The sequence below is a fragment of the Roseomonas rosulenta genome, from assembly GCF_016106005.1.
Taxonomy (GTDB): Bacteria; Pseudomonadota; Alphaproteobacteria; order Acetobacterales; family Acetobacteraceae; genus Neoroseomonas; species Neoroseomonas rosulenta.
This window is the reverse complement of sequence record NZ_JACADR010000240.1, coordinates 1-6,903: the sequence shown is the minus strand read 5'-3', so window position 1 is coordinate 6,903 and position 6,903 is coordinate 1. Positions and strand designations below refer to the sequence as shown.

Here is a 6,903-nt window from a genome sequence, read left to right as displayed (position 1 = left end):
TCGCACCCGCCTGGTGCTCCTTCAGCACCCCGATGATCTGCTCCTGCGTGAACCTCGATCGCTTCATCATCCGTCTCCCTTCGACGGACTCTAGCTCAGGGCGGGGGCATCCAAGGGGGCGGGGTCAACAACGAACCGCCTGGCATCGTTGTACAGCGATTGCTCTGCCTCGCTGGTAAGCGGCTTGATTGGCGGGAAGTTGGGACGGTGCTGGAGGTCAGCCGGCATGCACTCGGCCGCTTTGTTCAGAGAAGCGGCCGGGAAACGACGCCAGACATCCATGGTGCTGTGCTGCAGGCTGCAGAGGCCTTCAACGTGGTGCTCCTTGCCCACTGCGAGGGAGCACTAGGGCGTCTAGCCGGCGGCGTTGCTGCTGTACTCATGCCTGCCGGTAACGGGGCGTTCCTAGGCCACTTGCGCCTTCTGCCCGGGCGTGGCGGGCTGCCGGTGCCAGTCGTCGAAGCACAAACCTGGCTGCACAGCTTCGACCTCCGCGAGGGCCAAAAGGAAGTGTGGGATGTCCTCACATCTGCCCTGCCCACTGCGGAGAAGATGCGCCACCTCTCAACCGCACTGCATAGGCTCCGGCCAGCTGCGCAGGGTGACCGTCGGATCATCAATGGGATGCGGGTGATAGCCCCAGGGCAGGACCCCGGACGGGAGTTCCGAATGGCGCTCGGCGTATCTCAACCGGCGGCTCTGGCCCGCCTTCATCTCGGCTTGGCATGTGCGGACACAATTGCCGCAGAGCGTCGAGGTTGGTGACGATCTACTGCCGAAGATCAAAGGAGCCCTGCCCTATGAGTGAATACTTGAGAAATAATTTGGCCTCAGGTTAACGTTGCTTATGCCAGATGTTCCAGGTCCCGACAGCGCAGATCACGCGTTCGCACGTGGCATGCTTGTCCGTTTGATTGGCGATCCTCAGCGCTACGGGTCCTTTCAGGACGTCGTCCTCCGCTCCGGCCGATCCTTCGCGCGCGTGCAGGCGCTCACTGGAGTCGTGCAATGGCCGCTGGAGGAGATCGAGCCCGTGCCATCGGCCCGCGAGGAGCCGCTCAGCTTTCTCCGCGACGCGCGCTTCAGCGAGCCCGCTAGGCTGCGGCAAGTACTCGCACACATTCGCCTCACAGGCCGGCTTGCCGACGTGATCTACAGCATGGAGGCGACGAACACGGAGTTCCATGCCCACCAGTTCAAGCCAGTCCTGAAAATGCTGGCCTCGCCGACGGGAAGCCTCCTGATCGCGGACGAGGTCGGCCTTGGCAAGACGATCGAGGCGGGGCTCATCTGGACCGAGCTCCGCGCTCGATTCGACTATCGCCGGCTTCTGATCGTTTGTCCGAAGGTGTTGTGCACGAAATGGGAGGCTGAACTCGCTGGCAAGTTCGGCCTGGACGCTCGGGTTCTTACGCCGGCCGAGTTGCTGACCGTACTTGGCGATCGCGACCGGTGGGCGCGTGGCTTTGCGGCTGTTTGTAGCCTCCAGGGTCTAAAGCCTCCCCGTGGGTGGGACGATCCTGCGGATCCTCAGCATGGGCGCCCCGCAGCCAAGCTTGCCCGGCTGCTTCGCGACCGTGCCGAGGATGAACCCCTCTTCGACATGCTGGTGGTGGACGAGGCACATCACCTCCGGAACCCAGAGACTCAGAACAACCTGCTCGCGCGACTGCTGCGCCCGACAGCACAGCATCAGGTCTTCCTCTCGGCGACCCCAATCCACCTTCGCAACACCGATCTCTTCTCCCTCCTGTCTCTGATTGATCCCGAGACTTATCGGCACGAGTCGGCACTTAGCGACATCATTGAGGCGAACCGGCCGATCGTTGAGGCTCGCGAGGCGGCCTTGGCCGGCGCAACGGCGGCGGAGATCCGCGCGAGCGTGGAGGCCGCGGCCCGGCACCCGCTTCTGAACGGCACGCAGAAGATCGGTGCGCTCCTCCACGGGCTTGCACGCCTCCCCGATCCGCTGCCTCGTTCCGAACGTGCTCGTCTCGCCGGCGAGCTGGAGCAGGTCAACCTGCTGGCTAACACGGTGACGCGCACCCGGCGCCGCGATGTGCAGGAGCTGCGCGTCGTCCGGAATGTCCGCGTCTTCCGCGCCGAAATGGAACCCGTCGAGCGGGAGGCCTACGAGGTGATCACTGGCGTCGTGCAGGGTTACGCGTGGCAGAGGGACGTCCCTGCCGGCTTCCTGCTGGCGACACCGCAGCGTCTCTTGGCATCCTGCCTCCCCGCGGCTGTCGCGCACTGGCTGCGCCACGCGGCGGACGCTGAGTCTGAGGACGAGGACGCAGTGGGCGACGACGTCACGTCGGAGACGACGGAGGCAGCTGGGCAGCTCAGGCCGCTGGTCGACCGACTCGCCACGGCCTGCGCACGCCTGCCGGCGCCTGCCGAGCTCGAGTACCACGACTCGAAATTCCGCACATTCCTCGAGGCGCTGCGCGAGTTCCTCGGCTCCCACCCGGGAGAGAAGGCGGTGGTCTTCTCCACCTTCCGCCCCACGCTCCGCTATCTTGAACGTCGCCTCCAGATGGCAGGGATCGTTTGCGAGGTGATCCACGGCCAGGTACCCGACCGCGACGCCGCGCTGGGCCGTTTCGAGGCGGAGGAGGGCGTGCGGGTGCTGCTCTCCTCGGAGGTCGGCAGCGAGGGCATCGACCTCCAGTTCTGCCGCACGGTTTTCAACTACGATCTGCCGTGGAACCCCATGCGCGTCGAGCAACGCATCGGCCGCGTGGACCGGCTCGGGCAGGCGGCGGACAGCGTCACCGTCGTGAATCTGCTCCACCGCGACACCATCGACGACGCGATCTATTCTCGTCTCTATCACCGGCTCCGACTGTGCGAGCAGGCGCTGGGCGGCTTCGAGGCGGTGCTGGGCGACGAGATCGCGCGCCTCACCCCCGACCTCCTCGCAGGCCGGCTGACGTCAGAACAGGTGGCCCAGCGCATCGACCAGACGAGCCAGGCCATCGAGAACAGGCTTAAGATCGAGCGGCAGCTCGAGGAAGAGGCCGCCGCCCTCATTGCCCACGGCGATCGCATTACGATGTCTATCCGGGCTGCGCACGAGATGCACCGTTGGATCGGTGCGCGCGATCTGGCCCGCTACCTCAGCGATGCCATGGCTTCGCTCTTCCCCGGTAGCGCCGTCCGCGACCTCGGCCGTGACGATACATACGAGCTCCGCCTGAGCCAGGAAGCCCGTGGAGCGTACGCCGAGTGGCTGCAGGCGCAGCGGCTGCCGGGCGGCCGTTTGGAGCGGGAACCGAGCCCCGTGAGTTGCCGCATCGGTAGGCTCCCGGCGGGCGGGCGCGGGAGGACCCGTGGCGCAGAAACCTTGACGCAGACGCATCCGTTCGTGCGGTTCCTGGCGGGGCGCGTGGCCGAGACAGACGCACCGAAGCTCCGACCCGCCGTCGCCGCACGTGTCAAGGCGGCAGATATCAAGGGTGGAGCGTCGATGCCGCCCGGCCGCTATGCCGTGCTGGCAGTGCTCTGGCGCTTTGGCGGCCAGGTGGACCAGGAGCGCATCGCTTACGCGGGCCTTGCCCTGCCGGACGGCACGTCGATCGAGGACGATGACGCCGAACGCCTCCTTGTGGCGGCGGCGGAAGCGGGCACGCTATGGCCCGAAGCTGAGGCAGAGCTGGATTGCCAGCGGGTCGCCGACGTGTGTGAGGCGCTGCTACTTGAACGCCTCACGGGGCGCTTTCTGGAGGAGCGGGCGACGCGGCGCGCCGAGGGCGACGACCGCGCGGCAATCCAGCTAAGGACGCTGGAGCAGAGGCTCGCCGACGAACGACGGCGTCAGCTTGAGATCATCGAACGGAACCGGCGGAATGTCACGCAGGGGACGGGGGATGCGCGCCGGGCCGGATCACTTATCGCCATGGCCGAGGGCAAGCTGCGCAAGCTCGAGGAACGGGCCGCGCTTCGCCGTGCTGCGATTGAGCGTACGCGATCGCAGACCGCTCAGGACGAGCAACTCGCCATTGCGGTGGTGGAGGTGGTGAAGTGAGCCGGCGTCCTCCAAAGAGCTGCGCTAAATCGGGACTCGGTTCCCGTCCCCATGGTGATCGACCGCCTAGGCATCCGGAGCCGGGCGAGGCGATGCGGGAGGCTTTCCGCGCCGCCGGGCTGAACGTGGAGCGGTACCGAACGCCGGCAGCTGGCGCGACTGACCAGCCCCTCGCGCAGAAGCAATCGTCAGCAAGCGGCAGAAGCCGTTCATGGCCGCGCCCGGAGCCGGGCGTTTCATCCGGGCAGGCCAAGGCCCGCCTGACGCAGCATCAACTCCAGGGGCGGGCGTCGGAGAAGGGAAAGGGCAGCGACCGTAAGAACGGCGGCCATCCCGCGCTAAGAGACCAGTTGGCGAAACGGGCCCAGCAGACCGGGCCTCAGCAGTCGCGCGCTGCGGCGCCGCAGCACGGGATGATTCGACTAAAGCCAGCACGCCCAAAGGCGAACAGCGCGCTACCAGCCCCTAGGGTCGCCATCGCCAAGCCTGAGCCGCCAAAGCCCAAGCGGGCCGAGACGTGGGAGCGCCTCGAACGGCGGCTCGCCGGCCTCGCGCCGGCCCTCGAGGGTCGGTCACGGCGCGCCGCCGAAGCAGCTGGTAACCCCTCAGCGGTCGAGGCCGAACACCTCGATGCACGCCTCAAGGCGGGGGCGGGGCTTGTGGATCACGACGCCAAATCTAGCCGTGGGCGTGCGGCTACGACGGTGCTCGGCATCGACTTTGGTACCACCAGCACGAAGATCGTTATCCGCCAGCCATTTGAAACGGGGGCGCGCGCCTTCGCTGTTCCCGCTCTGCCGTTCGCGCGGGCGGAGGGACACCCCTACTTGTGGGTGTCACGTCTATGGTTGACACCGAACGGCGCCTTCGCGCTGCAGCCCATGCCGCAGGCAACCGTCACCTGCGCCATTAAAGCCAGTCTGATGGCATGCGACGCGGAGAACGGCCCGGTGCTGAATGCCGAGGGTGTCATCCGTGCCACGGCGGAGGAAGCCGCAACCGCCTTCCTTGCTCTCCAGATCCGCCAAGCTAAGGGTTGGTTCGTGACAGAGAAGGCGACGCTCGTTCAAGCGAAACCACCGCGCTGGGAGTACAATTTTGGGTTTCCAGCAGCCTCGCTGAACGACGCGGTCATGCGCGCGCGCTATCAACGCTGCGCGGCGGCCGCCGTTGCACTCGCTGCCAAGCCGCTCGATGTGACGCTGCCTGCGGTTAAGGCGGCACTGGCGGACGTGGCCGCCGACGCTCCCCACTGGCTTCAGCGGCAGCGCGCCGCGCTCCATCCCGAAATCGCCGCAGCCATCGCCGGCTTCGCGAACTCCATCCGCCGTGAGGATGGACTCTACGCGATCATCGATGTCGGCGGTAGCACGGTCGACTGCTGCACCTTCAACCTGTTCACAGCGCGGGACGGTGGTGCGCGCTGCCCGGTCTTGTGGGCGCAGGTGGAGCTGCTAGGCGTCGAGCCATGGCGACTCTGCGAGGGTGACGACCGGGCAGCGGACGACTTCCGCTACCTGCTCGATACGCTTCCGACGACAGTCATCTGGCGTACGCGGTTCAAGCGTGCTCCGCTCAGTGAGCGTTGGCGAGCAGGGCTGCCGCTGTTCTTCGTGGGCGGCGGCGCTTCGTCCCAGGTCCATAAGGAAAGCACGGGTCAGCTGGACGCGTGGTTACGCGAAAATACCCGCGAGAACGCGGGAGTGTGGATCGAATCCCTGCCGGCGCCGGAGAACCTGGAGCATCCCGAATGTCCAGGCGATCAGGTCCACCGGCTCGCCGTGGCCATTGGGCTCAGCCTGCCCGAGGGCGATATTCCCGAGGTCAATCTGCCGGACGATATCGAAGACGTTGAGCTGGTGCGTCGGCCAGGGATGGACGACAAGTACATCGGCAAGGATCAGGTCTGAAGGTGAGCTTGAAGTTGCTCCGCTTCTGTGGGCGCTTTGCGCTTCGGTGCCTTCTGTTTCCGAGCATGTGTCCAGGAAGTCCCCAGCGGGATGGACGTCATTCCCCGTCGTGGAGGACGCCGCGATCAACTCGCCGCTTCGTTTCGCGCGCTTCTGGGTGTGGTGGCGGCGCCAATCCTCAATCAGCACCTTGGCTTCCTTGAGCGTGTTGAACAGCGGACTAATGTCTTGTCGATCTCATAAACGGCATAGAGAATGCGCTTGGCCTCGATTGGAAATTCATCGCAACGCTTAAGAAGCACGGTCGGGCTGTCGTCGTGGTAGTGGCGTTCGAGGAATATCAGCGGCTGCAGGCAATCGAATCGGAGCGAAGCACGAAAACGCTAAGCTCCCGCGACAAGAAGTTAGGCGGGGCGGAATGGCTGGTCTGGTGAAAGCGGCCTCATGTATGCGCAGGCCGCAGGATCAGAGTATGTACTTGATCAAAGAATCTGCTGTGACAGGACGCGCAAAGTGAGTGCGGTTCCTCAGCCCGGATCTGTGATCCAGCTTCGCTCTGCTACTTGGAAGGTGCTAGGCACCTCAATCCTCAAGCTTGGGTTTCGAGAGGTCCACTGCCGTGGCTTGAGCGGTCTCGTGCGGGACAAAGAGGCCCGGTTCGTCTGGGATCTCGAAAAGGGTGCGCGGGTCCTCGATCCGGCGGCGGTCCGCCTGGTCCCAGACACGTCGTCCGGGCTCATCGACACGAAGCTCCACCTCGCGGCCGCCTTCCGGGCGACGCCCACCACGACGCGCCGCCCCCTTACACTCGGCCGGGCGGCGATCGACGACCTTACCTTTGTCAACGCCGGTTGAATTCTGACCCGCTTTGCGTGGGGTCGCCGATCGAAACCTGACCCATGTGATGCCCGGGGTGGGGCTCGCCCCACCCCGGGCGGCGCCTCTCAGCGGCTTTCCTTCTTCGCC

The 6,903-nt window shown here is 65.6% G+C and carries 3 protein-coding genes; all 3 read left to right on the top strand.

Annotated features, from left to right (window positions below):
- The first annotated feature begins 898 nt into the window (after positions 1-898).
- Positions 899-4,027 carry a helicase-related protein gene (locus HW578_RS20740; protein ID WP_198372618.1) on the top strand — a complete coding sequence of 1,043 codons (3,129 nt, stop codon included), beginning with the start codon at positions 899-901 and terminating at the stop codon, positions 4,025-4,027.
- A gap of 704 nt (positions 4,028-4,731) precedes the next feature.
- Positions 4,732-5,937 (top strand): hypothetical protein, encoded by a 1,206-nt coding sequence (locus HW578_RS20735; RefSeq protein ID WP_198372617.1) that lies wholly within the window; start codon positions 4,732-4,734, stop codon positions 5,935-5,937.
- Positions 5,938-6,561: 624 nt separating this feature from the next.
- A complete protein-coding gene (locus HW578_RS20730; RefSeq protein WP_198372616.1) occupies positions 6,562-6,792 on the top strand; it encodes a hypothetical protein in 231 nt (76 codons plus the stop codon).
- Positions 6,793-6,903 lie beyond the last annotated feature (111 nt).